The 25,399-nt window shown below is 38.2% G+C and carries 29 protein-coding genes; all 29 read left to right on the forward strand.

Annotation, left to right across the window (positions count from 1 at the left end):
- Positions 1-28: 28 nt before the first annotated feature.
- The 29 genes from ACVBAX_RS05705 to rseP all read left to right on the forward strand — a co-directional run bounded on the left by ACVBAX_RS05705 (position 29) and on the right by rseP (position 25,329).
- Complete coding sequence (locus tag ACVBAX_RS05705; RefSeq protein WP_340903205.1) at positions 29-253, forward strand: flagellar FlbD family protein; 225 nt, start codon at positions 29-31, stop codon at positions 251-253.
- On the forward strand, positions 240-668 hold the full coding sequence (gene fliL / locus ACVBAX_RS05710; RefSeq protein ID WP_430773913.1) for a flagellar basal body-associated protein FliL: 429 nt from the start codon (positions 240-242) through the stop codon (positions 666-668). Before ACVBAX_RS05705 ends, fliL begins: the two co-directional genes overlap by 14 nt.
- Positions 669-707: 39 nt before the next feature.
- Positions 708-1,706 carry a flagellar motor switch protein FliM gene (fliM, locus tag ACVBAX_RS05715; RefSeq protein ID WP_447116201.1) on the forward strand — a complete coding sequence of 333 codons (999 nt, stop codon included), beginning with the start codon at positions 708-710 and terminating at the stop codon, positions 1,704-1,706.
- The gene (gene fliY, locus ACVBAX_RS05720) at positions 1,696-2,985 is read left to right on the forward strand and encodes a flagellar motor switch phosphatase FliY (protein ID WP_447116490.1); all 1,290 of its coding nucleotides are present in this window, start codon (positions 1,696-1,698) and stop codon (positions 2,983-2,985) included. Before fliM ends, fliY begins: the two co-directional genes overlap by 11 nt.
- A gap of 21 nt (positions 2,986-3,006) precedes the next feature.
- Positions 3,007-3,369 (forward strand): response regulator, encoded by a 363-nt coding sequence (locus tag ACVBAX_RS05725; protein ID WP_066053291.1) that lies wholly within the window; start codon positions 3,007-3,009, stop codon positions 3,367-3,369.
- A 25-nt stretch (positions 3,370-3,394) separates the two neighbouring features.
- Positions 3,395-4,075, forward strand: a complete 681-nt coding sequence (locus ACVBAX_RS05730; protein WP_447116202.1) for a flagellar biosynthetic protein FliO — start codon at positions 3,395-3,397, stop codon at positions 4,073-4,075.
- Positions 4,072-4,737 carry a flagellar type III secretion system pore protein FliP gene (fliP, locus tag ACVBAX_RS05735; RefSeq protein WP_066053298.1) on the forward strand — a complete coding sequence of 222 codons (666 nt, stop codon included), beginning with the start codon at positions 4,072-4,074 and terminating at the stop codon, positions 4,735-4,737. The genes ACVBAX_RS05730 and fliP overlap by 4 nt, the downstream gene beginning before the upstream one ends.
- A gap of 14 nt (positions 4,738-4,751) precedes the next feature.
- Positions 4,752-5,021 (forward strand): flagellar biosynthesis protein FliQ, encoded by a 270-nt coding sequence (gene fliQ / locus ACVBAX_RS05740; RefSeq protein WP_430773916.1) that lies wholly within the window; start codon positions 4,752-4,754, stop codon positions 5,019-5,021.
- Positions 5,022-5,024: 3 nt separating this feature from the next.
- Complete coding sequence (fliR, locus tag ACVBAX_RS05745) at positions 5,025-5,801, forward strand: flagellar biosynthetic protein FliR (protein ID WP_447116203.1); 777 nt, start codon at positions 5,025-5,027, stop codon at positions 5,799-5,801.
- Between the two features lies 1 nt (position 5,802).
- Entirely contained in the window at positions 5,803-6,885 is a 1,083-nt protein-coding gene (gene flhB / locus ACVBAX_RS05750; RefSeq protein ID WP_447116204.1) for a flagellar biosynthesis protein FlhB, read from the forward strand.
- Positions 6,886-6,918: 33 nt separating this feature from the next.
- On the forward strand, positions 6,919-8,955 hold the full coding sequence (gene flhA, locus ACVBAX_RS05755; RefSeq protein WP_447116205.1) for a flagellar biosynthesis protein FlhA: 2,037 nt from the start codon (positions 6,919-6,921) through the stop codon (positions 8,953-8,955).
- The gene (gene flhF / locus ACVBAX_RS05760; RefSeq protein WP_447116206.1) at positions 8,952-10,166 is read left to right on the forward strand and encodes a flagellar biosynthesis protein FlhF; all 1,215 of its coding nucleotides are present in this window, start codon (positions 8,952-8,954) and stop codon (positions 10,164-10,166) included. Before flhA ends, flhF begins: the two co-directional genes overlap by 4 nt.
- A 3-nt stretch (positions 10,167-10,169) precedes the next feature.
- On the forward strand, positions 10,170-11,033 hold the full coding sequence (locus ACVBAX_RS05765; protein WP_447116207.1) for a MinD/ParA family protein: 864 nt from the start codon (positions 10,170-10,172) through the stop codon (positions 11,031-11,033).
- A gap of 9 nt (positions 11,034-11,042) precedes the next feature.
- Positions 11,043-12,122, forward strand: coding sequence for a protein-glutamate methylesterase/protein-glutamine glutaminase (locus ACVBAX_RS05770; protein ID WP_447116208.1), 1,080 nt, complete (start codon positions 11,043-11,045; stop codon positions 12,120-12,122).
- Between the two features lie 19 nt (positions 12,123-12,141).
- Positions 12,142-14,187 carry a chemotaxis protein CheW gene (locus ACVBAX_RS05775; protein WP_447116209.1) on the forward strand — a complete coding sequence of 682 codons (2,046 nt, stop codon included), beginning with the start codon at positions 12,142-12,144 and terminating at the stop codon, positions 14,185-14,187.
- Positions 14,188-14,232: 45 nt separating this feature from the next.
- Positions 14,233-14,703, forward strand: a complete 471-nt coding sequence (locus ACVBAX_RS05780) for a chemotaxis protein CheW (protein WP_447116210.1) — start codon at positions 14,233-14,235, stop codon at positions 14,701-14,703.
- Between the two features lie 4 nt (positions 14,704-14,707).
- Complete coding sequence (locus ACVBAX_RS05785; protein ID WP_447116211.1) at positions 14,708-15,349, forward strand: chemotaxis protein CheC; 642 nt, start codon at positions 14,708-14,710, stop codon at positions 15,347-15,349.
- Positions 15,342-15,839, forward strand: coding sequence for a chemotaxis protein CheD (locus ACVBAX_RS05790; RefSeq protein ID WP_447116212.1), 498 nt, complete (start codon positions 15,342-15,344; stop codon positions 15,837-15,839). The genes ACVBAX_RS05785 and ACVBAX_RS05790 overlap by 8 nt, the downstream gene beginning before the upstream one ends.
- Positions 15,840-15,996: 157 nt before the next feature.
- Positions 15,997-16,758, forward strand: a complete 762-nt coding sequence (locus ACVBAX_RS05795) for a FliA/WhiG family RNA polymerase sigma factor (RefSeq protein ID WP_430773927.1) — start codon at positions 15,997-15,999, stop codon at positions 16,756-16,758.
- A gap of 51 nt (positions 16,759-16,809) precedes the next feature.
- Positions 16,810-17,118, forward strand: coding sequence for a hypothetical protein (locus ACVBAX_RS05800; protein ID WP_430773928.1), 309 nt, complete (start codon positions 16,810-16,812; stop codon positions 17,116-17,118).
- Positions 17,119-17,127: 9 nt separating this feature from the next.
- The gene (locus tag ACVBAX_RS05805) at positions 17,128-17,742 is read left to right on the forward strand and encodes a DUF6115 domain-containing protein (RefSeq protein ID WP_447116213.1); all 615 of its coding nucleotides are present in this window, start codon (positions 17,128-17,130) and stop codon (positions 17,740-17,742) included.
- A 146-nt stretch (positions 17,743-17,888) separates the two neighbouring features.
- The gene (gene rpsB / locus ACVBAX_RS05810; RefSeq protein WP_430773930.1) at positions 17,889-18,587 is read left to right on the forward strand and encodes a 30S ribosomal protein S2; all 699 of its coding nucleotides are present in this window, start codon (positions 17,889-17,891) and stop codon (positions 18,585-18,587) included.
- 150 nt (positions 18,588-18,737) lie between these two features.
- Positions 18,738-19,622 (forward strand): translation elongation factor Ts, encoded by an 885-nt coding sequence (gene tsf / locus ACVBAX_RS05815; protein ID WP_447116214.1) that lies wholly within the window; start codon positions 18,738-18,740, stop codon positions 19,620-19,622.
- A gap of 80 nt (positions 19,623-19,702) precedes the next feature.
- Positions 19,703-20,428: a UMP kinase gene (pyrH, locus tag ACVBAX_RS05820; RefSeq protein ID WP_251515674.1), complete on the forward strand. Its 726-nt coding sequence runs from the start codon at positions 19,703-19,705 to the stop codon at positions 20,426-20,428.
- Positions 20,428-20,985: a ribosome recycling factor gene (gene frr, locus ACVBAX_RS05825; protein WP_447116215.1), complete on the forward strand. Its 558-nt coding sequence runs from the start codon at positions 20,428-20,430 to the stop codon at positions 20,983-20,985. The genes pyrH and frr overlap by 1 nt, the downstream gene beginning before the upstream one ends.
- Positions 20,986-21,267: 282 nt before the next feature.
- Positions 21,268-22,041, forward strand: a complete 774-nt coding sequence (locus tag ACVBAX_RS05830; protein WP_447116216.1) for an isoprenyl transferase — start codon at positions 21,268-21,270, stop codon at positions 22,039-22,041.
- A gap of 21 nt (positions 22,042-22,062) precedes the next feature.
- Positions 22,063-22,854 (forward strand): phosphatidate cytidylyltransferase, encoded by a 792-nt coding sequence (locus ACVBAX_RS05835; RefSeq protein WP_447116217.1) that lies wholly within the window; start codon positions 22,063-22,065, stop codon positions 22,852-22,854.
- A gap of 56 nt (positions 22,855-22,910) precedes the next feature.
- The gene (gene dxr, locus ACVBAX_RS05840; RefSeq protein ID WP_447116218.1) at positions 22,911-24,053 is read left to right on the forward strand and encodes a 1-deoxy-D-xylulose-5-phosphate reductoisomerase; all 1,143 of its coding nucleotides are present in this window, start codon (positions 22,911-22,913) and stop codon (positions 24,051-24,053) included.
- A gap of 16 nt (positions 24,054-24,069) precedes the next feature.
- Positions 24,070-25,329 carry an RIP metalloprotease RseP gene (gene rseP, locus ACVBAX_RS05845; RefSeq protein ID WP_430773936.1) on the forward strand — a complete coding sequence of 420 codons (1,260 nt, stop codon included), beginning with the start codon at positions 24,070-24,072 and terminating at the stop codon, positions 25,327-25,329.
- The last annotated feature ends 70 nt before the right edge of the window (positions 25,330-25,399 follow it).

Raw genomic sequence — 25,399 nt, forward strand, 5'->3', positions numbered from 1 at the left:
AGCTAAACTCTCAACCCTAATAATAGCCGTGATTAAAGTAACCCGTCTAAATGGCAAGTCATTCATGTTAAATGCTGTTTATATAGAAACAATCGAATCTTTTCCCGATACGACCATCACGCTTTCAAACGGGCGGAAATATGTCGTAAAAGAGGCAGAGGATCAAGTTTATGAAGCGATACAGAAGTTTTACCAATCTGTCAACCTTTTAGGACGGCTTCAGGTGGAGGATAAAGAAAATGAAGAAAAATAAGCTAGTCATGATTATGGCAATCTTGCTAGTCGCAATTACACTGGTGGGTGCCATAGCGGTTGTAGTGATTCTTAAGGTAACTGGGGAAGATAAAGAAAAGGAATTAACCATCGATGAAGTATTAGAAGCATCAGTAGATATTCCGCAAATGACAGCAAATCTTGCTAGTAATGACTTTATTCGTATCTCATTCAAAATTCAAACAGATAGTGTAGAAGCTAAAGAAGAATTAGAAAAAAGAGATTTTCAGGTGAAAAACATCATTATTTTAGAGCTATCTGAAAAGTCAGCTGAAGATTTAAAAGGTAAAGAAGGTCAGCAAAAGCTCGAGAATGACTTGAAATCAAAGATTTCTGAGATTATGCAAGAAGGAAAAGTAGAGCATGTGTATATTACTGAATCTCTCCTCCAGTAAGTTTACAACCTTAGAGAGGAAGAACGGAGGTGAGGAAATTTGTCAGGTGAAGTACTCTCACAAAGTGAAATAGATGCTCTCTTATCTGCACTTTCAACAGGGGAAATGGATGCCGATGAGTTAAAAAAGGAGCAATCCGAGAAGAAAGTTCGTGTGTATGACTTTAAAAGAGCACTAAGATTTTCAAAAGATCAAATCCGTAGTTTAACCCGAATACACGAAAATTTTGCTCGCTTGTTAACCACTTACTTCTCGGCTCAGTTACGTACGTATGTGCAAATATCAGTTGCATCAGCAGACCAAATTCCATACGAGGAATTCATTCGCTCCATTCCGAAAATGACAATCTTAAATGTTTTCGAGGTTCCTCCACTTGAAGGAAGAATTCTAATGGAAGTGAATCCTAATATCGCTTATGCCATGTTAGACCGCCTTATGGGTGGAAGAGGGTCTAGTATCAATAAAGTAGAAAATTTAACAGAAATCGAAACAAAGATCATGTCCAATACGTTTGAAAAATCGTTTGAAAACTTACAGGAAGCATGGTCAACAATCTCAGAAATTGATCCGTATTTAGCTGCGTTTGAGGTGAATCCGCAATTTCTGCAAATGGTATCCCCTAATGAGACAGTCGTCGTAATCTCTCTAAATACCGTAATAGGGGAAACAACGGGAATGATCAATATTTGTATTCCTCATGTTGTGCTAGAACCAATCATTCCAAAGCTTTCTGTCCACTATTGGATGCAAACAGAAAAGAAGGAAAGAGAGCCACAGGAGATTGCTCATTTAGAAAAAAGAATTCAAACAGCTAACGTACCTATTTCAGCAGAGCTTGGACATTCGGAAATTTCCATCCAAGATTTCCTTATGTTAGATATAGGTGATGTAATTGAGTTGAATCAAGCAATTGATGGAGCATTAACCATAAGAGTTGGAGATATACCTAAATTCTTAGCACAACCAGGAAAGGTAAATAAAAAGCTTGCAGTGCAAGTATTAGAAACATTGAAGGGAGGAGACGATGATGGTGAGTGATGGCATGCTTTCACAAGATGAAATAGATGCTCTACTTAGAGGAACAGATGAACCTGAAAATGATATGGATACGAAAGAAAAGGCCATTAATGTGGAAGACTATCTTTCTTCAATGGAACAAGATGCTCTTGGGGAAATAGGGAATATTTCGTTTGGTAGTTCAGCAACAGCACTATCAACTCTTCTAAATCAAAAGGTAGATATAACAACACCAACTGTTGTTGTTATACCAAAAAGTAGACTGGCAGAGGAATTCCCACAACCATATGTTGCGATACAAGTGAGTTATACAGAAGGATTTTCAGGAACCAATCTTTTGGTTATTCAGCAGTCTGATGCAGCGATTATAGCTGATTTAATGTTAGGTGGAGATGGGATTCAACCAGCCGATCTAATGGGAGAAATTCAATTAAGTGCAGTTCAAGAAGCAATGAATCAAATGATGGGATCTTCAGCCACATCAATGTCGACCATTTTTAGTAAAAAGGTAGATATTTCACCACCTTCGATTGACATATTAAATGTACTTGAAGGGGAAGGAACAGATAGACTTCCTGTTGATGATATGTTAGTAAAGATATCTTTCCGACTAAAAGTGGGAGAATTAATTGACTCAAGTATCATGCAATTGGTGCCATTAGAATTTGCAAAAGGGCTAGTGGATGAATTGTTAAATCCGACTCCCACAAATGAGATGGAATCAGGTAAAATAGAGGATACGAATGCTCATAGGGCTAATGACCTAGTGGAGCCTACACCAGTTCCTAGCGTATCGCATCAACCTCCAATGCAAGGAGGGTATGGTGGGCAAATGCAACCACCTACACAAACTCATCCGACCCAAGAGCAATGGGGTCAAGTACCACCACCTGGGGTTTACCAAGCGCCACCAAATCAGGCATATCCACAAGGGCCACAGCATTTTGGTTCACCTTATGCGTCAATGGGGGCACAACCAAATGTTCAGCCAGCAAGTTTTTCGAGCTTTGAGCAATATCCGCCACTTCAGCAATCAGAGTCTAAAAACCTTGATATGTTGTTAGATATTCCTCTTCAGGTAACGGTCGAGCTTGGTCGAACAAGGCGATCAGTAAAAGAAATCCTTGAGTTATCTTCAGGATCGATTATTGAACTGGACAAACTAGCAGGAGAACCAGTGGATATTCTTGTAAATAATCGCCTAATTGCAAAAGGTGAGGTTGTTGTTATTGATGAAAACTTTGGTGTTCGTGTAACAGACATCATTAGTCAGAGTGATCGAATAAAAAAACTAAGATAATCAGTTGGGGGTTAAATTATTATGGCACATAAAATACTTATTGTTGACGATGCTGCATTTATGCGAATGATGATAAAGGATATACTATCGAAGAATGGATATGAAGTTGTTGGAGAAGCGGCTGACGGAGCTCAAGCGGTTGAGAAATATAAAGAGACAAGCCCAGACCTAGTGACAATGGATATCACGATGCCAGAAATGGATGGAATTACTGCATTAAAGGAAATTAAGAAAATTAATCCAAATGCAAAGGTCATTATGTGTTCTGCTATGGGTCAGCAAGCGATGGTTATTGATGCAATCCAAGCTGGAGCAAAGGACTTTATTGTAAAACCTTTCCAAGCGGATCGTGTAATTGAAGCAATCTCAAAAACACTTGGTTAATAATTAAAATTAGAGGTGCAGCGCATTGCAAAAAGGAAAGTTATTCTTCAAAGTGTTGCTTCTAGTACTTATTGCTTTGCTGGGCTCCAATCAAGGAGCCTTCGCAGAGCAATTTAACAGTATTAAGGACTGCTTAGAGGACGAAAGCAAATGTAGTGAAGATCAACTTAAAGAAGTAGAAAATAATGAGGAAACTACGACTGATAATAATGAAAATACACCAAGTGTAGGTTTGACCTTCTGGGACTTCTTAAAAATGATTTTTGCAACCATATTTGTCATTGCATTATTGTATACAGTATTAAAGTTTATCAATAAAAGAAGTCGGTCCTTCTCAAGTAATCAACTTGTGGAGAATTTAGGTGGAACAGCGTTAGGAACAAATCGTTCCATTCAAATTGTGAAAATAGGGAACCGTGTGTTAGTAGTTGGAGTAGGCGAGGATGTAAAGCTTCTAAAAGAGATCGATGATGAGGAAGAAGCACGTCAAATCATTGAAGATTATAACAATCGTATGGACCAGCTTGTTCAACCAAGCGATATTGTGACAAAGCTAATTGAAAGAACTCGGAATATGAAACAAAGTAATAGAGGAGAAGAAGCATCATCATTTTCCTCTACGTTAAAAGCTCAGCTTGAGGAACTCTCTAAAGGGAGGAAAAAGCTTCTTGATGAATTGGAAAAGAAAGGGTCAGACAAGCGATGAATGAATTTATGGAGTTTTTTAACGGCAGCGATCCTGAAAATGTGTCTACCTCAGTAAGGCTACTGTTAATGCTTACGGTTCTTTCTTTGGCTCCTAGTATTTTGGTTCTGATGACTTCCTTCGTCCGAATTGTAATCGTTCTTTCCTTTGTCAGAACGGCGCTTGCTACACAACAAATGCCACCGAATCAAGTGTTAATTGGATTAGCTTTATTTTTAAGCTTTTTTATCATGGCCCCAACTTTTCAAGAAGTAAACGATCAAGCGTTAACACCGTTATTTAACGAAGAAATTAATCTTGAAGAAGCCTATTCAAGAGCTTCTTTACCATTAAAAGAGTTTATGAGTGCACATACAAGGCAAAAAGATCTAGCTCTATTTCTAGAATATTCAAAGGCGGAGCGACCAGAAACGGTAGCGGATATTCCTCTAACGACACTTGTACCAGCGTTTGCTATTAGTGAGATAAAGACGGCTTTTCAGATCGGTTTTATGGTATTTATTCCATTTTTAGTTATCGATATGATCGTTGCAAGTGTCTTAATGTCTATGGGTATGATGATGCTTCCACCGGTTATGATTTCTTTGCCATTTAAAATATTGCTATTTGTTTTAGTAGACGGTTGGTACTTAGTGGTTAAATCACTACTAGATAGCTTCTAAGAAGGTGATTGGATTTGACTCCAGATAGTGTAATTGCCATTGCTGAACAGGGGATATGGGTGGTCATTATGATTTCCGGACCCTTGCTAGCATTGGCCTTAATAGTGGGTTTAATAATAAGTATATTTCAGGCAACAACACAGATTCAAGAACAAACACTTGCGTTCGTTCCGAAGATTGTTGCAGTATTGCTAGGGCTAGTGTTTTTTGGACCTTGGATGCTAAGTCATATGCTATCTTATGCAAGCGAAATCTTTACTAATTTAACAAGGTATGTGGGATAACCTATGGTAGACTTTCTTCCGACGTTCCCGGCATTTTTATTAGTGTTTGTACGGGTTACTTCTTTTTTCTTATTAATGCCCTTATTTTCTTATCGTTCAATTCCGACTACTCATAAGGTAGGACTTGGCTTTTTCTTGTCATGGATTATGATTTTTACATTCGATGCACCGGTTTTAGAAATAAACGGTGCTTACTTTTTATTAATTATTAAAGAGGCAATGATTGGTATTATGTTAGGTTTTATCGCTTATGTCATTATGGCGGCCATTCAAATAGCTGGTGGCTTTATTGACTTTCAAATGGGCTTAGCGATTGCCAATGTTATAGATCCTCAGACGGGAACACAGAGTCCATTAATGGGGCAATATTTATATACGATATCATTGTTCTTCTTATTGGCATTAAACGGACATCATCTTTTACTGGATGGAATTTATTTTAGTTATCAATTCATTCCATTAGATCAAGCTTGGATTCCTTTAGGAGATGAAAGCATACCTAATTATATTCTTACATCCATTTCAAAAATGTTTGGCGTTGCCCTCCAATTATCTATACCGATTGTTGGAAGCCTATTTTTGGTCGATGTTGCCCTCGGAATTGTGGCACGGACAGTACCACAGCTAAATATTTTTGTAGTGGGTCTTCCCTTAAAATTAGGTGTTGGTTTTATAGTTCTTATTGCAGTAATGAGTATATTAATGGGTGCTGTTGCAACACTATTTGAAACGATGTTATCAACAATGAGAGGGTTAATGGAATTGATTGGGGGTCTGTAGCTTGAAAACCCTACGTTTAGATTTGCAGTTCTTTTCAGGGGAAAAAACAGAAAAAGCTACCCCAAAGAAACGGCAAGAATCTCGTAAAAAAGGTCAGGTTGCTAAAAGTCAAGATGTAAATACAGCCGTCGTCTTACTTGCTGTTTTTTTGTTCCTATTCTTTGCAGGTGGATATTTTAAGGATATCATTTTTCGTTTATTTCAACATTCCTTCCAAGAATATATGAAGCTAGAGATAACCGAAAGCAATATTCAAATGATGTTTATCGAAATTCTTAGTGAAATGGTACTTATACTAGCACCAATTATGGCAGTCGCTATGGTAGCTGGTGTTGCATCGAATTTTGCTCAATTTGGATTTCTCTTTTCGACAGAAGCGATTCAGCCTAAGCTTGAAAAGCTTGATCCAATAAAGGGAGCAAAGAATATCTTTTCAATGCGGGCGATTGTAGAGCTCCTAAAGTCCATGTTGAAAATTAGTTTTGTCGGTGGAGTCACCTTTGCTGTACTTTGGAACCGGAAAGAAGATATTTTAATACTGTCACAAAAATCCATAGGCGCTTCTATGATTACGTTAGCTGGTTTAACCGTACAAATGGGACTAATTGCTTCTGCTTCCCTTTTATTTCTTTCCATCCTTGACTATATGTATCAAAAATACGACTTTGAAAAAAAGATTCGAATGTCTAAACAAGATATAAAAGATGAGTATAAGAACATCGAAGGGAATCCTGAAATTAAAGGAAAAATTAAGCAAAAACAACGGGAAATGGCGATGCGAAGAATGATGCAGGATGTTCCAACTGCGGACGTTGTTATTACGAATCCAACCCATTATGCTATTTGCTTAAAATATGATGAAAAAAAGCAGGATGCTCCTTTTGTAGTAGCCAAGGGAGTAGATTTTATGGCTCAAAAAATTAAAATGATCGCTAAAGAGCATGATGTCGTTATGATGGAAAATCGTCCGTTAGCAAGAGCATTGTACAGTCAAGCAGAAATTGGAGAAGCAATTCCCGAGGAGTTTTTTAAGGCAGTTGCAGAAATTCTAGCATTTGTTTATAAAACAAAGCAAAAGATATAAAGATATTATTGTATTACTTGAGGAGAGATAGTGATGTCAGGACGAGATTTATCGGTAGTAGTAGGCGTAATATTAATTGTCGCGATGCTCATTATCCCTTTCCCAACATGGCTATTAAGCATACTAATTATGCTAAATATTTCATTGGCTCTTCTTGTGCTGTTAAATAGTATGAATATGAAGGAACCTCTACAATTTTCTGTTTTCCCATCCTTGTTATTACTATTAACTCTTTATAGATTGGGGCTTAACGTATCAACAACAAGGGCAATCCTTACACATGGGGAAGCAGGTGGAGTGGTTGAAACCTTTGGATCTTTCGTAGTTGGTGGAAATGTAATTGTTGGGATTGTTGTTTTTATTATTCTTGTTATCATTCAATTCATTGTTATTACAAAAGGGTCAGAGCGTGTATCTGAGGTTGCTGCGAGATTTACACTAGATGCTATGCCTGGTAAGCAAATGAGTATAGATGCAGACTTAAATGCAGGAATGATATCTGAACATGAGGCAAAAGATCGTCGTGAAAAAGTTAGTAGGGAAGCAGATTTTTATGGAGCGATGGACGGAGCAAGTAAATTTGTTAAGGGAGATGCCATTGCAGGGATCATTATCGTAATGATCAACTTGATTTTCGGAATTGTTGTTGGTGTAACTCAACTTGGTTTACCAATTGCGGATGCTGCAAAACAATTCTCTTTACTAACGGTGGGAGATGGAATTGTTAGTCAGCTGCCTGCTTTATTAATATCAACTGCGACAGGTATTGTTGTAACAAGAGCCGCATCAGATGGGAATTTAGGAACAGATATTACTGGTCAGTTAATGGCCTATCCAAAAATGCTATATATTACCGGTGGAACAATCTTTATACTTGGCCTTTTTACACCGATAGAAGATATATTAACCATTCCAATCGCAGGACTTTTAATTTTTGGTGGGTATATGTACTCTAGAGTTCCTAAGCAGGACATCACAGAGATTCAAGAAATGGAAGAAGAAATTCAGACAGATGAAATGAAGAAGCCAGAAAGTGTCGTCAGTCTACTTAATGTAGATCCAATAGAATTTGAATTTGGTTATGGGCTTATCCCTTTAGCTGATTCAAATCAGGGCGGAGATTTACTCGACCGAATTGTTATGATCCGTAGACAGCTGGCAATCGAACTTGGTCTTGTGATACCTGTTGTGCGAATACGAGACAATATACAGCTTCAACCGAATGAGTATCGTTTAAAGATTAAGGGGAGTGAAATGGCAAGAGGTGAGCTGTTATTGGATCATTACTTGGCAATGAGCCCTGGCATTGATGACGATAGTATTGAGGGAATTGATACAGTAGAGCCTTCGTTCGGCTTACCTGCTAAATGGATTACTGAGGAAGTAAAAGAGCAAGCGGAAATTTTCGGATATACCGTCGTCGATCCTCCTTCTGTAGTATCTACTCATATTACTGAAGTAATAAAGAACAACGCACATGAATTACTGGGTCGTCAGGAAACGAAGCAGTTAATCGATCATTTAAAAGAAAGCTATCCGATTTTAGTAGAAGAGGTTACACCTAATCCTCTAACAGTTGGTGAAATCCAAAAAGTACTTGGAAAGCTTCTTCGTGAAAATGTATCGGTCAGAAACTTACCAATTATATTTGAAACACTTGCCGACTTTGGAAAGGTAACTACCGATACCGATTTATTAACTGAATACGTTCGACAAGCACTAGCGCGACAAATTACCAATCAATATCGTGCCGGTGGTCAAACGATTCGAGTGGTGACGGTATCGGGGAAAATTGAAAAGCTGATTGTCGATAACATTCAACAAACAGAGCATGGGAACTACTTAGCACTTGACCCTTCTGTATCACAATCTATTTTAGAATCACTGGCTACTCAGGTAGAACAATTATCTATTATAGAACAATCGCCAATTGTGTTATGTTCACCAGCTGTAAGAATGTACGTTAGACAATTAACAGAACGATATTTTCCACAGATACCGATTCTCTCATACAATGAGCTTGAAGCGAATGTAGAAGTACAAAGCGTTGGGGTGGTGAATATAGATTGAAAGTAAAAAAATATACAGCTCCAAATATGCCTGAGGCAATGAAACAAATTCGAGCGGAGCTTGGAAACGATGCAGTTATATTAAATTCTAAGATTGTCACGACCGGGGGATTCTTAGGTTTTTTTACAAAGGAAAATATTGAAGTCATTGCGGCCATTGATGAAGTGATTCAAGCCGAAAGAAAAATGCAATTTGAACAGCCAAAGGTAAAGGTAAAGCCTATTGTGAAGCCAGTGCCTACAATGATAAATAGAGAAGAGGAACATTTACCGAGCAGGACTGTAGAACCCTCTATCCCTAAGCCCTTACCTAAGCAACTGACAAGTGAAGGGAATAAAAAGCCTGAACAGGATATGCTTGCAGAAATTGCAGGATTAAAAAAGATGCTACAAACAGTTACAGAGCAGCAACCGGATCTTCCTCTTCCTGAGCCTATTCAGAAATGTGGGCAGTTGTTGCTTGATCAGGATGTTCCCAAAGACATAAGAGATGAACTCATGTCTTCCCTTCTCCAAAAATGGTATTCAAATGGTTCGGGTGCAAACGAAAGAGAAGTAAATAAGTGGTTGCGTCAAGAATTATACGAACGTTTAAGTACTCTTTCCTTTGGTGGGATTACCTTTACAAAAAAATATATAAACCTTGTTGGACCAACGGGTGTTGGAAAGACGACAACATTAGCGAAAATTGCTGCCGAGTGCGCATTGAAGTATAACAAAAGGGTGGCGTTAATCACTACTGATACGTATCGAATTGCAGCCATTGATCAGTTGAAAACCTATGCAAAAATTCTAAATGTCCCATTAGAGGTTTGCTATAGCCTAGAAGATTACAAGCAAGCGTGTGAAGCATTTAAGGATTACGATATTGTGTTGATTGATACCGCAGGCAGAAATTTTCGGAACCAACAATATGTTGAGGACTTAAAAAAAGTTGTTGATTTTGAACAGGATATGGAAACATTTCTTGTGTTAGCTTTAACAGCTAAACAAAAAGACATGATTGATATTTACAAACAATTTTCGTTGATAAAAATCAATAAATTTATTTTTACGAAAGCTGATGAAACATCTACATATGGTGCCATGCTCCATATGATGAAAACGAGTCATATCGGTGTGGCCTACATTACAAACGGACAAAATGTACCTGATGATATGATTTCAGCAAATCGTGAGCAAGTAACGAATTTGATACTTGGGGTCGAATAAGCCATGAAAGATCAAGCAGAAATGTTAAGACAAAGAATTCAACAAATGAGTGGAAAGCCATCACCAAAAACCCTGGCAGTCGTTAGTGGAAAGGGTGGGGTTGGGAAATCAAATTTCTCATTAAACTTTTCCATTTCTTTAGCGAGTCGAGGATACAAGGTCCTCCTTTTTGATATGGATGTTGGAATGGGGAATATAGATATTTTGATTGGCCAATCTGCATCCAACTCGATAGTCGACTATTTTGAAGGACGTAAAACACTGTCCGAAATTGTTTCTACTGGTCCACATGGGTTACATTATGTTGCTGGTGGAACAGGTTTAACCCATTTTGTTAATATGGACAAGCTAGTTCACATGAAGTTTACAGAAGATTTGTCGAGTCTTCTTTCAGATTATGAATACATCCTTTTTGATATGGGTGCAGGTGCCACAAAAGAAACGGTGCCTTTTATCCTCGCAGTTGATGAAATTCTAGTGGTTACAACTCCAGAACCAACGTCAATTACAGATGCATATGCGATGATGAAACATATTCATTTACATGATTCGAGTCTTCCATTTTTGCTTATCGTAAATAGAGTACATTCTGAAAGTGAAGGAATGGAAACATTTAAACGATTACGAACTGTAGTCAATCGATTTTTAAACCGTGATATTATCGAGTTCGGTATGATACCGGATGATCGGCAGGTCCATCAAGCGGTAACGAAACAAACGCCATTTATTTTTAACGAGAAAGCACCAGCTGCTAAAGCGTTACAACAAATGACCAGTCGTTTTGAGGCAAGACAATTTGAAACAATTTCTGATAAGCCTAAGACGCATTTTGTTTCAAAATTAAAGCGATTTTTGTTTGAAAGGTAGTGCTTGTTCATGAGCAAAATTAAAGTGCTTATAGTGGATGATTCGGCATTTATGAGAAAGCTCATTCAAGACTTTTTAACCGAGGATCCAAGAATGACTGTTGTCGGTTCAGCAAGAAATGGTGAAGACGCAATAAAAAAAGTAATAGAACTTGAACCTGATGTAGTAACATTGGACGTTGAAATGCCGATATTAAATGGGATTGAAGCATTAAAACGAATTATGATTGAGAAACCAACTCCAGTCGTCATGCTCTCGAGTACAACAAAACAGGGAGCCGAAAACACGATACTAGCGATTCAATATGGAGCAACTGATTTTATTACAAAGCCATCAGGTGCTATTTCTCTAGACTTGCATAAAGTGAAGGAAGAATTGGTAGAAAAGGTAGTGTCTGCAAGTAAAGCCAATATAAAGCAGCTTGTGAAGGCGGATAGTCAGGAAAAAAACACTGTAAAAAAGCATATTGATTATAGTAAAATAGAACCAAGTAAAAAGCATCAATTCAATGTTTTATCAGGAAAAAAAATAGTGTGTATAGGTACATCTACGGGTGGACCACGTGCGCTACAACAAGTGATAACGAAGCTACCGAAGACGATTGATGCCCCTGTTTTAGTAGTCCAGCATATGCCAGCTGGATTTACGAAGAGCCTGGCTGTAAGATTAGACTCCATTTCAGAGGTTCATGTTAAAGAAGCTGAAGAAGGAGACATTATTCAAAAAGGAACAGTCTATATTGCACCAGGTGGATTTCATTTGAAACTTAAAGGGGTAGGAGCAAACTTAGCGATCCATTTAGATCAATCCCCTCCAAGAAATGGTCATCGTCCCTCTGTGGATGTGATGTTTGAGTCCTGTAGTGAGCTATCTTCCCATGCGAAAATTTCCGTTATCATGACTGGGATGGGATCGGATGGTACAAAAGGACTAATCAAGTTAAAAGAGTCAGGAAATGTAGTTGCTATCGCGGAATCAGAGGAAACATCCATCGTTTTTGGAATGCCGAAAGCAGCTATAGCAACAAAGTTAGTAGATGAAATCAAAAACGTTGATAATATTGCTGAAACAATTATGAAATACGTATAACTCCAAGGAGCTGTTGGGCATGGAAATGAGCCAATATTTAGAGGTTTTTATCGAGGAAAGTAAAGAGCATCTTCAAAACTGTAATGAACGATTACTTGATCTTGAGAAAAATCCAAGTGATCTTAGCATTGTTAATGATATTTTTCGCTCAGCACACACGTTAAAAGGAATGTCAGCAACAATGGGGTATGAAGACTTAGCTAGTTTAACTCATCAGATGGAAAACGTGTTGGACGCCATCCGAAACCAAAAAATTTCTGTTACACCTGAAATTCTTGATGTTGTGTTTGAAGCTACAGATGATTTAGAGGCGATGGTGTTTTCGATTGCTGATGGAGGCGACGGAAAACGTGATGTAGCTATCGTAGTGGATAAGCTTAAGTTGATTGAAAAGGGAGAAAGTCCTGCTATGTCTCAAGGGGCGAAGGAGGTAGCTGCAACATTAGCTCCAGATGCTCCTCGTGCATTAAAAGGCGAATACGATGAGTTTGAGTATACAGTACTACAACAATCAATCGAACAAGGGTTTCAAACATATGAAATAACTATTGCACTGAGAGAAGACTGCTTGTTGAAAGCTGCAAGAGTTTTTATGGTATTCGAAGTGATTGAGAAGCTAGGAGAAGTAATTAAATCGACTCCTTCGGTTGACCAGCTAGAAGAGGAACAATTTGATCAAGAGTTTACGGTAACGATTGTATCAAAAGAACCAATGTCAGATATTCAAAGCAAGGTAATGAAAGTATCAGAGGTTGATAGAGTAGATATTCACCCTATCTCCATTGAACAACTCCGTCCCACTGCGGAAACAATTTCTGAACCAATCAAACAGGAAGTAATCCATACAGAAGAAGTGAAAATGGAAGAACCTGCTCAACAAGAGGAACAGAAAAAGCAAACATCGGTGAAACAAGCTAGTAATAAAACAATTCGCGTAAATATTGAAAGACTAGATATTTTAATGAATTTGTTTGAAGAACTTGTCATTGACAGAGGAAGATTAGAGCAAATCTCTAGGGATCTAAATAATTCAGAACTTCATGAAACCGTGGAGCGTATGAGCCGAATTTCTGGAGATCTTCAAAATATTATCTTAAATATGCGAATGGTACCAGTTGAGACGGTATTTAACCGTTTCCCAAGAATGGTACGACAATTAGCACGGGATCTAGGGAAAAAGATTAATTTAGAAATTATCGGTGCAGAAACGGAACTAGATCGTACCGTAATTGATGAAATCGGTGACCCGCTTGTTCACCTAATTCGAAACGCATTAGACCATGGGGTGGAAACACCTGAGGTAAGAAGAGCGAAGGGTAAGAGTGAAGAAGGAACCGTTATCTTAAAGGCTTTCCACAGTGGGAACCATGTGTTTATTGAATTATCTGATGATGGTGCTGGAATTAACCGTGATAGAGTATTAAATAAAGCATTAAAAAACGGTATTATTACTGAACAAACGGCTGCAACATTAACAGACAAGCAAGTGTATGAACTAATTTTTGCATCAGGTTTCTCAACTGCGGAAAAAATCTCCGATGTTTCTGGACGAGGCGTTGGTCTTGATGTTGTGAAAAATACGATTGAAGCACTTGGTGGAACCGTGTCAATTGATTCGAAAGAAGGAGAAGGCTCTGTATTCTCCGTTCAACTTCCTCTTACTCTTTCTATTATTTCTGTAATGTTAGTAGAAATTCAGAAGGAAAAATACGCAATTCCGCTTTCTTCAATTATTGAGACAGCAATTGTTAAAAAGGAAGATATTCTGAACGCGCACAATCAAAAGGTGATTGATTTCAGAGGGAAAGTAGTCCCACTTCTATATTTAAAGGACATTTTTGAAGTTCCTGTTTTTGAAGAAGAGGATGAGTTTTTCTCCGTGATTATCGTAAGAAAAGGCGACAAAATGGCAGGCCTTGTGGTTGATTCATTTATTGGACAGCAAGAAGTAGTGTTAAAGTCGCTAGGAAACTATTTAACAAATGTATTTGCTATTTCAGGAGCAACAATTCTTGGAGACGGACAAGTGGCACTCATTGTAGATTGCAATGCACTAATTAAATAACAATTACTAGTGTGTCTAGCATGTTAGGAAAGAGGGGGAAGTCTCATGAGTGAGACATCAGTAGCAGATTTAAAGCTTATTATCTTCCAATTAAAAGGAAAAGAATATGCGATTCCAGTAAGCAAGGTTCGTTCCATTGAAAAGGTACAGCATATTACTAGAGTCCCTAGTAGCTCGCACTTTGTAAAGGGTGTGATCAATTTAAGAGGAGTTGTCACTCCTATTATAGATTTAAGAAGCCGCTTTGGAATCGAAGAGGAAGCCTATTCGGATAGTACAAGAGTTATTATTGTTACTTTAGAGGATATGGAGGTTGGCTTAATCGTAGATGCAGCCAACGACGTTCTAGATGTCCAAACAGAATCCATCGAACCTCAGCCAGATGTGGTCGGAACAGAAGAGGCGAACTATATTAGTGGTGTGGTAAAGGTCGACAAGCGCTTAATGATCTTACTTGACCTTGAAATGGTCTTAAAACCAGAAGAAGTTAATGCAACTCAAGGGATTGAAGGATAAACAAATGGGGTTTATTAGCAATCTTTCTTCTATTCATTTGGACATTTTAAAAGAAATAGGCAATATTGGTGCAGGCCACGCAGCGACTGCTCTTTCTAAACTATTAAATAAAAAGATAGATATGCAGGTTCCTAATGTTAAAATTGTAACTTTTGATGAAATGATGGAGCTCTCGGGTGGAGCAGATCATGTGGTTGCAGCGGTGTTTCTCCGTATTGAAGGAGAAGCACCTGGCAGTATGTTTTTTGTCCTACCTCCTGAGCAGGCAACTGTCTTCATTAAGCAGATGATTGGTGATGAAGAATTTACCTTTGATCAATTAGAAGACAGTGAAATTGCTACCTCTGCCTTGCAGGAGCTTGGAAATATCTTATCTGGTTCTTATTTGTCTTCACTATCCGATTTTACTGGCCTTGCTTTGTATCCATCCGTTCCTGCATTAAGCGTTGATATGGTTGGGGCTATTATAAGCTTTGGATTGATTGAACTATCACAGGTAAGTGATTATGCGATAGTTATTGATACAGCACTTAATGAAGATGATGTTGAAATAAGTGAAAGTGTACGAGGCCACTTCTTCCTGTTGCCTGACCCGGATTCCTTTCACATTATCTTTGAATCTTTAGGAGTTAGGGATAATGGATGAAAAAGTAGAGATTATTAAGGTTGGCATAGCAGATATGAATATAGTATCTGCTCCTAACCGAATTAGAACATCTGGTCTTGGATCATGCGTGGGTGTCGTCATATATGATCAAATTAAAGAAATTGCAGGCCTTGTTCATATTATGCTCCCCGACTCATCCCTATCTAAAGCTGGTACAATGAATGTTGCAAAATACGCCGATACAGGGGTGAAAGAGCTGGTGAAAAGGCTCGTTCAAGCAGGCGCAAGACCTTCTATGCTTAAAGCAAAAATCGCAGGTGGAGCGCAAATGTTTCAATTTAGCAACACAAGTGACATGATGAGAATTGGTCCGAGAAATGTAGAAGCGGTAAAAAGAGAGCTGGCTGAGTTAAAAATTGCTATCATGGCAGAGGATGTTGGAGGAAATAGTGGACGAACAATTGAGTTTTGTCCAAAGTCAAAAATCTTACACATTCGAACGGTTAACAAAGGCACTCAGGAATGTTAGAATGGAAAACAATGAACGATCAGCCTTTTATTGGAATGGCTGATTTTTTTTGCAACTAAAAAATCGATTATTGTTTGAAAGAAATAAGGACTGTTTATATTAAGAAAGTATTTAAACTAACGATTGATTTGAACAATGTCGTTTGGAGGAGGAAAGCATGGGACAGGCACCTTCGATCGAGGAACAAAACATATGGGAAAAATGGACTTCCAAAAGAGACAGTGATGCAGGTGATTATTTAGTAAGAAAATATATGCCGCTTGTTAGCTATCATGTCCAAAGGATTTCCGTTGGTTTACCGAAGAATGTTTCACGAGATGATTTAAAGAGCTTAGGAATGATTGGTTTGTACGATGCACTTGAAAAATTTGATCCAACAAGGGACTTGAAATTTGATACATATGCGTCCTTTCGTATTCGAGGAGCCATCATTGATGGATTAAGAAAGGAAGATTGGCTCTCTAGGAATACAAGAGATAAATCGAAACGAATTGAGCAAACGATTGAAAAGTTAGAACAAAAATTAATGAGAAATGTGACTTCTAAAGAAATTGCAGAAGAGTTAAATATGAGCGAGGACGATGTTCACAATACGATGAACGAGCATTTTTTTGCTAATGTATTATCAATTGATGAGCAACCCGATGGTGAGGAAAAAGACGGTGCTGGATTCTCGTTAAAGGATGAGCGTGCTGAAATACCAGAGGATACAATTATTAAAAATGAGTTAATTTCAGAGCTATCATCTATGATTTCTCATTTAAATGATAAAGAACAGCTTGTATTAAGCCTGTTTTATCAGGAAGAGCTAACATTAACTGAAATTGGCCAAGTGATGGACTTATCGACGTCAAGAATATCGCAAATACATTCAAAAGCTATATTTAAGCTAAGACAAACATTACAAAAAATCGTTTAATAGATGTTATTTTTATCTGTACATAATTAGGTTGGGAGATGGCAACCGGGTATGAGTTTAAAAGCAATAGAAATGCAAATTGCTCTTCCTAGGATGCAAGATGCTAGCAAGCTTCAAGAACAAATACAACAGCGTGGACAACAGCAAAATGAGGTTGCTGCAAACAGCGTCGCAAAAGAAGTAGAAAAAAATAGAATCTCAGTTACTAAGCATGAGCAAAAGGAACAGGTTCGCCTAAAGGATCAACAACGAGATAAGAAAGGGAACCAAGAGGGGAAGAAAAATCGGAAAAATAAAGAGAGTCAGTCAGTGAAAGAAGTTCATCCATATAAAGGAAACTTTTTTGACTTTTCCGGATAGAGGGATGATATGACGAGTGTATTTTTGTTTATCAGTATCGTATTAAATATAATTGCGTTGTTTTCCATTGTAATCTTATACCTCCGTCAGTCAAAGCTGTTTGAAGTGGAGAAAAAGCAACAAAGAATGATTGAGGAAATGGAAGATGTTATTTCAACATATTTGGCTGAAATGAAAGAAGAAAATGAAAGCTTTATTGAAAGAATGACAAAGATAGCTACCAATCAATCCAACAAGAAGGAAAAAAATAAGAAGAGAGAAGTCAGCAAACAACCAATCCTTCCGCCTATAGAGGAAGATAAGGTCCTTTTTCCAATTAAAAGTTCAAAGAGCCACGCTGTTAAAGCTTACAAGACAGGTGCAGTACAACCATTAACAGATGAAGACGTTGAGGTGCTTCTCCCAGGCTTTACTGAGGAAGAGACTCTTATGGACCTTAAAGTGGAAAAGGAAGTAGAGGAAACTCTACAAGAAGTGAATGAACCAAAAGAAAAGAGCATGTTGGAAGAAGTGCTACATTTGCAAGAACAAGGTCTGACATATGAAGAAATTGCTAAAAAGCTACATAAAGGTCAGACAGAGATAGAACTTTTACTCAAATTTCGTCAAAATAATCAAGAATAAACTTGATTGTAACATTTGATTATGCTATATTAACACTTGGTGTTAATACACACGCTCGTGGATTTGGACAAAGGGTGCTGTTTCGACAGTTTTGTCTGAAGTTGAAATGGGCGGAGGAAAGTAAAAACCATTAGGAGGAAACAAACATGTCAGTAATTTCAATGAAGCAATTACTTGAAGCTGGTGTACACTTCGGACACCAAACTCGCCGCTGGAACCCTAAGATGAAGAAATATATCTTCACTGAGCGTAACGGCATCTACATCATCGATCTTCAAAAAACAGTTAAGAAGGTTGAAGAAGCTTATAACTGGGTAAAAGAGCTAGCTGGTAACGGTGGTACAGTTCTTTTCGTTGGTACAAAGAAGCAAGCTCAAGACTCTGTAAAAGAAGAAGCAATCCGTTCAGGTCAGTACTACGTTAACCAACGTTGGTTAGGTGGTACTTTAACAAACTTCGAAACAATCCAAAAGCGTATTGCACGCCTTAAAGATATCGAAAGAATGGCTGAAGATGGTACATTTGATGTACTTCCTAAGAAAGAAGTTGTTCAACTGAAGAAAGAGCAAGAGCGCTTAGAAAAGTTCTTAGGCGGAATTAAAGATATGAAGCAACTTCCTGATGCTTTATTCATTATCGACCCTCGTAAAGAGCGTATTGCAGTTGCTGAAGCACATAAATTAAACATCCCTATCGTTGGTATCGTTGATACAAACTGTGATCCAGACGAAATCGATGTAGTTATCCCTGCAAACGACGACGCTATCCGTGCTGTTAAGCTATTAACTGGTAAAATGGCAGATGCTATTTTAGAAGCGAAGCAAGGCGAAGAAGTTACAGCGTAATACGTTTTGACCTGAGGAAACACTAGTTACTAAAAGGTGATAAGAGGGACCCCCTTTATCACCTTTTTTTAAAGAATGAACACGAATCTTGACTAGCTTATTCATAGCTAGTTAACACTAAAATACATAGCTTTTAAGGAGGAAACTCACATGGCAGTAACGGCTCAAATGGTAAAAGAATTACGTGAAAGAACAGGCGCAGGTATGTTAGATTGTAAAAAAGCACTTCAAGCAACTGAAGGTGATATGGAAAAAGCAATCGACTTCTTACGTGAAAAAGGTATGGCAAGCGCTGCGAAGAAGGCAGACCGTGTAGCAGCAGAAGGAACTACTTATATCCTTACTCAAGGAAACGAAGCAGTTATTCTAGAAGTTAACTCTGAAACAGATTTCGTTGCTAAGAACGAAGGTTTCCAAGTGCTAGTTAAGGAACTTGCCGAGCACGTTCTAGCTAACAAGCCAGCTTCAGTTGAAGAAGTAAGTGCACAAACAATGGCTAACGGTGTAACTGTTGAGTCTCACGTAAATGCAGCTATCGCGAAAATCGGTGAGAAAATTTCTCTTCGTCGTTTTGAAATCAAGACTAAAGGCGACAACGATGCATTCGGTGCTTACCTACACATGGGTGGACGTATTGGGGTGTTGACAGTATTAGAAGGAACAGCTGACGACGCTGCTGCTAAGGATGTTTCAATGCACATCGCGGCATTAAACCCTAAGTATGTATCTCGTGACGAAGTTTCTGCTGAAGAAATTGAGCGTGAGCGTCAAGTTCTTACTCAACAGGCACTTAACGAAGGCAAGCCAGAAAACATCGTAGCTAAAATGGTTGAAGGCCGCCTAAGCAAATACTTCCAAGACGTTTGTGTGAACGACCAAGCATTCGTTAAGGATCCAGATCAAAAAGTAAAAGCATTCGTAGAATCAAAAGGTGGAAAGATTCGCGAATTCGTACGTTACGAAGTAGGAGAAGGTATCGAAAAGCGTGCAGATAACTTCGCTGAAGAAGTAATGAACCAAGTTAAAGGTAACTAATTGTAATTCCTAGGGAACACACCTGTGTTCCCTATTTTTAAAGAAAGCTTAAAAGTAGCAATATACATATGGAGGTTTCTATGACCAGTCCGAAATATAAACGCGTCGTACTAAAACTAAGTGGTGAAGCACTTGCTGGAGAGCAAGGCTTTGGAATTAATCCCAAAGTGATTAAATCTGTTGCCGATCAAGTAAAGGAAATTGCGGATTTAGATGTTGAAGTAGCCGTTGTTGTTGGTGGCGGAAATATCTGGCGAGGAAAAATTGGTGAAGAGATGGGAATGGACCGTGCGAATGCAGACTATATGGGGATGCTAGCAACGGTCATGAACTCATTGGCCCTTCAAGATAGTCTTGAACAATCAGGTGTGGAAACGCGTGTACAAACTTCTATCGAGATGAGACAAGTAGCAGAACCTTATATTCGCAGACGAGCAATTCGTCATCTTGAGAAGAAGCGAGTGGTTATTTTTGCAGCAGGTACTGGAAATCCTTATTTCTCAACCGACACAACAGCTGCATTACGTGCTGCGGAAATTGAGGCAGAAGTCATCTTAATGGCGAAGAATAATGTGGATGGAGTATATTCTGCTGACCCACGTATTGATAAAACAGCGAAGAAGTATGATGAGCTTTCTTATTTAGATGTACTTAAGGAAGGATTAGCTGTCATGGATTCAACTGCTTCTTCTTTATGTATGGACAATGATATACCACTTCTTGTTTTCTCTATTATGGAGCAAGGAAATATCAAGCGTGCTGTAATGGGCGAATCCATTGGGACTATTGTGAGGGGGAAAAAATAATGCCGAAACAAATCGTTGCAAATGCGAAAGAACGTATGAATAAAGCAATTGGTGCTTACACTCGTGAACTTGCTGCAATTCGTGCAGGACGTGCGAATGCATCTATGCTCGATCGAATTACGGTCGACTATTACGGAGCGCCAACGCCAATTAACCAACTTGCAGGTGTTTCTGTGCCAGAAGCGCGTATGCTTGTGATTCAACCTTATGATAAATCAATTTTAAGTGATATTGAAAAAGCCATCTTAAAATCAGATATCGGTATTACTCCTTCAAATGATGGAAGCATCATTCGTCTTGCGATACCTCAGTTAACAGAAGAGCGTCGTAAGGAATTGGTGAAAGTGGTAAAGAAAGAATCTGAAGATGCGAAAGTTGCCATCAGAAATATTCGTCGTGATGGAAATGACGACTTAAAAAAGCTTGAAAAGAATGGTGAAATTACTGAAGATGACCAACGTGGTTATTCTGATGACATTCAAAAATTAACGGACGAGTATATTATAAAGGTTGACCAGCTAACAAAAGACAAAGAGAAGGAAATTTTAGAGGTTTAATGAACCGAGAGAATACCCTCTATTTATAGGGGGTATTTCTGTTCTAATAAATTTGATTTCTTTTCCAAGTGGTGCTTTAGTTTTTTAGAGATATCTCTTCTCTTTTTTGGTATGATAAAAGCAGGCAAAATTATGTACCTGCTTTTTTCATTACGCTCTTTTCTAGCTGTACAGTGTACAATCATTAAAACAAATAAATATACATTGTGACTAGAGAAGAAGCATTATTACAACTAAATGTAGTCTTTTAGCCACATGATTACATTTTGGAGGAGCCGTCTTATGTTAGAGAAAATAAAGCTTTGGAAGAGTAAACCCTCTTCTGAACTCGAGCGTCGGATAACAACAATAAAAAATCAATCCGTACCCGCTCATATTGCTATTATTATGGATGGAAATGGACGTTGGGCAAAAAAACGGGCGCTTCCTAGAGTCGCAGGTCATCATGAAGGGATGAAGGTTGTCCGTAAGATAACGAAGCTTGCAAATGAATTAGGAGTGTCCACGTTAACTTTATATGCTTTTTCAACAGAAAATTGGAAGCGACCGAAAATGGAAGTTGACTATTTGATGAAATTACCTGAGGAGTTTTTAGGAACATTTCTTCCAGAATTGATAGAGGAAAATGTCCAAGTACGTATGATTGGATATAAGGAAAGCCTTCCTGCTCATACGCTAAATGCAATTAATAGTGCGATTGAAGAGACGAAGGATAATGATGGGTTAGTTCTAAATTTTGCTCTTAACTATGGAAGTAGAGCAGAAATCTTAGAAGCAGTAAAGAACGTCTTAAAAGACCACAAAAGTGGTATACTGACAGAGAATAATATAAATGAAGAAGTATTTTCTAACTACTTAATGACGAGTGAATTAAGTGACCCGGATTTACTCATTCGTACGAGTGGTGAAATACGGTTAAGTAACTTTATGCTCTGGCAACTAGCATATACAGAATTTTGGTTTACAGAAGTGCTATGGCCAGATTTCTCAGAAGAACACTTAGTCGAAGCAATCGAAGTATTCCAAAACCGTCAAAGACGGTTTGGGGGAGTATAATAAAGGTGTTGACACAATAAGATGAAACAAAGAATTATTTCGGCAATTATATTTGGGGCGATATTTATCCCTTTGGTAATTTTGGGTAAATTCCCCTTTGTTCTATTAGTATATGTTTTAGCAACTGTTGCACTGTATGAATTGCTAAAAATGAGAAATATCCAATTAGCCTCTATTCCGGGGCTCATTTCAATGCTTGTTCTATGGATCTTTCTAATACCGAAGCAGTTGCAAAATATATTTGGACCAATGCACTATACGAAGGTTGAATTTGCCCTTTTAGCGGTTTTACTGCTGTTAACTTACACAGTTGTCACAAAAAATCGCTTTACTTTCGATGATGTTTCCTTTTCGATAATGGCAACCTTATATATAGGAATGGGATTTTTCTATTTTATTGAAATTAGAGAAACAGCAGGGCTGATGTTTATTTTTTATTCCTTATTTATCGTTTGGGCAACAGATTCTGGTGCATATTTTATCGGGCGAGCGATGGGTAAAAATAAGTTATGGCCTGACATAAGCCCAAATAAAACGGTTGAAGGATTTATCGGTGGCATCATATGTGCGGTTATTGTATCTATCTTCTTTGCCTTGTTCTCTCTTGAAACAGTATCCACAATAAGGCTCCTTATTGTGACAGTTTTCTTATCTGTTTTTGGACAGGTTGGCGATCTTGTCGAATCCGCATTGAAACGACATTATAACGTTAAAGATTCAGGCAATATCATGCCTGGGCATGGTGGCATCCTAGATCGATTTGATAGCTTGCTGTTCGTTTGGCCGGTCTTATATTTTATTTTGCTACCGTAATACCCTATCCGGGAATCTTTTAGCAAGGTTCTCGCTTTTGAATCGGAGTTGGAAAAATGAAATACATAAGTTTATTAGGTGCAACTGGTTCTATCGGAACACAAACTCTTGATATAATAAAAGAGCACCCTACAGAATTCGAATTGGCAGCCATGTCAGTAGGTAGAAATATTGATTTGGCAAGAAAGCTAATAGCTGAATTTCATCCTGAATTAGTATGCGTATTAAATAAAGAAGACGCTAAGAGTTTGAAGCTGGAATTTCCGAAAATAAGCTTTACCTATGGGCTCGAAGGGTTAAGTGAAGTAGCGGTATATAAGAAATCTACCATTTTGGTAAATGCAGTAATGGGTAGTGTGGGTCTAGAACCTACATTGCATGCGATTGAAGCAGGAAAAGCAATTGCTTTAGCCAATAAGGAGACACTAGTCACAGCTGGTCATATCGTAATGAATGCTGTTCGTCGAAATCAAGTTCCGATATTGCCAGTAGATAGTGAGCATTCGGCTATTTTTCAAGCGCTCCAAGGAGAGTTTGAAAAGAATATTGAGAAGTTGATTTTAACTGCATCGGGTGGCAGCTTCCGTGACCTTAGTAGAAGTGAGTTAGAACATGTAACAGTACAAGATGCGCTTAATCATCCGAACTGGTCCATGGGAGCCAAAATCACGATTGACTCTGCTACTATGATGAACAAAGGGTTAGAAGTTATTGAAGCGCATTGGTTGTTTGATATTCCCTATGAAAAGATTGACGTTGTGTTACATAAGGAGAGTATCATTCACTCTATGATTGAGTTTCATGATAGTAGTGTCATGGCGCAGCTAGGGACTCCAGATATGAGAGTACCTATTCAATATGCTTTAACATATCCTGATCGGTTACCATTAAAAACAGCTCAAACATTAAACTTAGCGAAAGTCGGTCAACTCCATTTTGCAGATATGGACTTAGATAGATTTCGTTGCCTAAAATTTGCCTATAATGCAGGAATTGCTGGAGGGACACTTCCGACCGTTCTTAATGCGGCAAATGAAATAGCTGTTGAGGCGTTTCTAAAAGGAAAGATCACCTTTTTGCAAATTGAGGATTTAATTGAAAATGCGTTAACGAACCATCAATCAATAATGGAGCCAAGTTTAGCAGAAATTAAAGCGGTTGACGACGAGACACGCAAGTATGTGAATTCACTTCTATAAAAAAGGTGGTTATAATTTGAACACAGTCATAGCCTTTATCATTATTTTTGGGGCGCTCGTATTTTTCCATGAATTAGGGCATTTTATCTTTGCAAAACGAGCAGGTATTCTTTGTCGTGAATTTGCAATTGGTATGGGTCCGAAAGTCTTTTCTTATAAAAAAGGAGAGACACTCTATACGATTCGATTATTGCCGATTGGCGGATATGTTCGCATGGCTGGAGAAGATCCCGAGATGGCTGAAATTAAACCAGGCTATCGTGTAGGACTAATACTGGACAAGAATGAAGTGATCGAGAAGATCATACTAAACAACAAAGAAAAGTATCCGGATGCTAGGATCATTGAAGTGGAATATGCTGATATTGAACAAAAATTACAAATAAAAGGCTATGAAGAGGGAGAAGAAGATGTTTTAAAGACCTTCTCTATTAGTCGAAATGCATATTTAGTTGAAAATGGTGCAGAAACATTGATCGCTCCATACGATCGCCAATTTGTTTCTAAAACATTGGGTCAAAGAACAATGGCCATTTTCGCTGGACCGATGATGAATTTTGTATTAGCCTTTCTTATTTTTGTTGTTATTGCTTTATGGCAAGGAGTACCGACAAATGAGCCCATCTTAGGAAAGTTAACTCCAGATGGAATGGCAATGCAATCCGGGTTACAAGAAGGGGATGTTGTTCAAAGTATCGATGGCGGTGAAATTTCTACTTGGGAAGATGTTGTAGAAATTATTCGTCAAAACCCTGAAAATGAATTAGAGTTTTTGGTTTCTAGAAACGGCGAAGAGCTTGACATTCCAGTTACACCAAAAGCGCAAGACATGGATGGAACAGAAATCGGAATCATTGGTGTATATAACCCAATGGAAAAATCTCCTGTGAAGTCTGTTACGTACGGGTTTAAAGAAGTATACTATTGGACAGTTGAAATTTTCTCTATGCTTGGAAAATTAATCGTTGGACAATTTTCAATTGATGCCCTGTCTGGTCCAGTTGGTATATATGAATCAACTGCCACTGTTGCTAAATCCGGAGTTATGTACCTAATGAAGTGGGCGGGAATCTTAAGTATTAATCTTGGCATTATGAACTTGCTTCCAATTCCTGCTTTAGACGGTGGAAGATTGATGTTCTTTGCAGTAGAAGCATTGAGAGGAAAGCCGATTGATCGTCAAAAAGAAGGCATGGTTCATTTCATTGGATTTGCTCTTTTGATGCTCCTAATGCTAGTAGTTACTTGGAATGATATACAAAGGATATTCCTTTAAACTGACAAGAGGCTGTCCCATAAAGAGGTGTCAGACACTTCAAGGGGCAGCCTCGAAATATAAATTTATT

The sequence above is a fragment of the Robertmurraya sp. GLU-23 genome (assembly GCF_052983275.1).

Bases quoted from the DNA above. Each gene is read 5' to 3' on its own strand.
- fliL (WP_430773913.1), top strand. From the start codon at position 240: ATGAAGAAAAATAAGCTAGTCATGATTATGGCAATCTTGCTAGTCGCA.
- fliY (WP_447116490.1), top strand. From the start codon at position 1,696: ATGGTGAGTGATGGCATGCTTTCACAAGATGAAATAGATGCTCTACTT.
- ACVBAX_RS05725 (WP_066053291.1), top strand. From the start codon at position 3,007: ATGGCACATAAAATACTTATTGTTGACGATGCTGCATTTATGCGAATG.
- fliP (WP_066053298.1), top strand. From the start codon at position 4,072: ATGAATGAATTTATGGAGTTTTTTAACGGCAGCGATCCTGAAAATGTG.
- fliR (WP_447116203.1), top strand. From the start codon at position 5,025: ATGGTAGACTTTCTTCCGACGTTCCCGGCATTTTTATTAGTGTTTGTA.
- flhA (WP_447116205.1), top strand. From the start codon at position 6,919: ATGTCAGGACGAGATTTATCGGTAGTAGTAGGCGTAATATTAATTGTC.
- ACVBAX_RS05765 (WP_447116207.1), top strand. From the start codon at position 10,170: ATGAAAGATCAAGCAGAAATGTTAAGACAAAGAATTCAACAAATGAGT.
- ACVBAX_RS05770 (WP_447116208.1), top strand. From the start codon at position 11,043: ATGAGCAAAATTAAAGTGCTTATAGTGGATGATTCGGCATTTATGAGA.
- ACVBAX_RS05775 (WP_447116209.1), top strand. From the start codon at position 12,142: ATGGAAATGAGCCAATATTTAGAGGTTTTTATCGAGGAAAGTAAAGAG.
- ACVBAX_RS05780 (WP_447116210.1), top strand. From the start codon at position 14,233: ATGAGTGAGACATCAGTAGCAGATTTAAAGCTTATTATCTTCCAATTA.
- ACVBAX_RS05785 (WP_447116211.1), top strand. From the start codon at position 14,708: ATGGGGTTTATTAGCAATCTTTCTTCTATTCATTTGGACATTTTAAAA.
- ACVBAX_RS05790 (WP_447116212.1), top strand. From the start codon at position 15,342: ATGGATGAAAAAGTAGAGATTATTAAGGTTGGCATAGCAGATATGAAT.
- ACVBAX_RS05795 (WP_430773927.1), top strand. From the start codon at position 15,997: ATGGGACAGGCACCTTCGATCGAGGAACAAAACATATGGGAAAAATGG.
- ACVBAX_RS05800 (WP_430773928.1), top strand. From the start codon at position 16,810: ATGAGTTTAAAAGCAATAGAAATGCAAATTGCTCTTCCTAGGATGCAA.
- ACVBAX_RS05805 (WP_447116213.1), top strand. From the start codon at position 17,128: ATGACGAGTGTATTTTTGTTTATCAGTATCGTATTAAATATAATTGCG.
- rpsB (WP_430773930.1), top strand. From the start codon at position 17,889: ATGTCAGTAATTTCAATGAAGCAATTACTTGAAGCTGGTGTACACTTC.
- tsf (WP_447116214.1), top strand. From the start codon at position 18,738: ATGGCAGTAACGGCTCAAATGGTAAAAGAATTACGTGAAAGAACAGGC.
- pyrH (WP_251515674.1), top strand. From the start codon at position 19,703: ATGACCAGTCCGAAATATAAACGCGTCGTACTAAAACTAAGTGGTGAA.
- frr (WP_447116215.1), top strand. From the start codon at position 20,428: ATGCCGAAACAAATCGTTGCAAATGCGAAAGAACGTATGAATAAAGCA.
- ACVBAX_RS05830 (WP_447116216.1), top strand. From the start codon at position 21,268: ATGTTAGAGAAAATAAAGCTTTGGAAGAGTAAACCCTCTTCTGAACTC.
- ACVBAX_RS05835 (WP_447116217.1), top strand. From the start codon at position 22,063: ATGAAACAAAGAATTATTTCGGCAATTATATTTGGGGCGATATTTATC.
- dxr (WP_447116218.1), top strand. From the start codon at position 22,911: ATGAAATACATAAGTTTATTAGGTGCAACTGGTTCTATCGGAACACAA.